2 tRNA genes and 2 rRNA genes are annotated in these 680 nt (G+C 50.7%); all 4 read left to right on the top strand.

Annotated features, from left to right (window positions below):
- Positions 1–123: ribosomal RNA gene (locus ACP6L2_RS18140) — 16S ribosomal RNA — on the top strand; the annotation flags it as partial.
- A 119-nt stretch (positions 124–242) separates the two neighbouring features.
- Positions 243–316 (top strand) — tRNA-Ile (locus ACP6L2_RS18135).
- 10 nt (positions 317–326) lie between these two features.
- A tRNA-Ala gene (locus ACP6L2_RS18130) sits at positions 327–400 on the top strand.
- Positions 401–597: 197 nt separating this feature from the next.
- A 23S ribosomal RNA gene (locus ACP6L2_RS18125) occupies positions 598–680 on the top strand; the annotation flags it as partial.

Here is a 680-nt window from a genome sequence, read left to right as displayed (position 1 = left end):
CCATGAAAGCTGGGGGTACCTAAAGCATGTAACCGCAAGGAGCGTGTCAGGGTAAAACCGGTAATTGGGGCTAAGTCGTAACAAGGTAGCCGTACCGGAAGGTGCGGCTGGAATACCTCCTTTCTAGGGCCGTTTCGGGCTCGCTGCGCACTACATATCATAACATACTTAACAGGAAACACGAAGAGACAAGAAGAAAGTGCCCATCCCGCAAGCGGAACGGTCACGAGCGATTGAATAACAGTCCCGTAGCTCAGTTGGTTAGAGCACTACACTGATAATGTAGGGGTCAGCAGTTCAAATCTGCTCGGGACTACAGCGCAAAAGGGGAATTAGCTCAGCTGGCTAGAGCACCTGCCTTGCACGCAGGGGGTCAACGGTTCGAATCCGTTATTCTCCACGAGTTCAGGTCCGGTAATGCGGTTATTGGGTATGCGACCACGGTCTAAATACCCGATACTAAATACTAAGTACCAGAACAAAGAGTTCTTTGACATATTGGAAGAAAAGAGACACAAGAGAAGACAACAGAGGACGATGCGCTTAGGCGCGGAGTCCAAAAGCAACCTACCACTTTGCAAAAGGGGTGGTAGCGTGAAGAAAGTAAACAAGGGCACACGGGGGATGTCTAGGCTCTCAGAGGCGATGAAGGACGTGATAAGCTGCGATAAGCCACGGGG

The organism is Sphingobacterium lactis (genome assembly GCF_051951495.1).
Lineage (GTDB): Bacteria > Bacteroidota > Bacteroidia > Sphingobacteriales > Sphingobacteriaceae > Sphingobacterium > Sphingobacterium lactis_A.
This window is presented reverse-complemented; position numbering and strand designations above follow the sequence as displayed.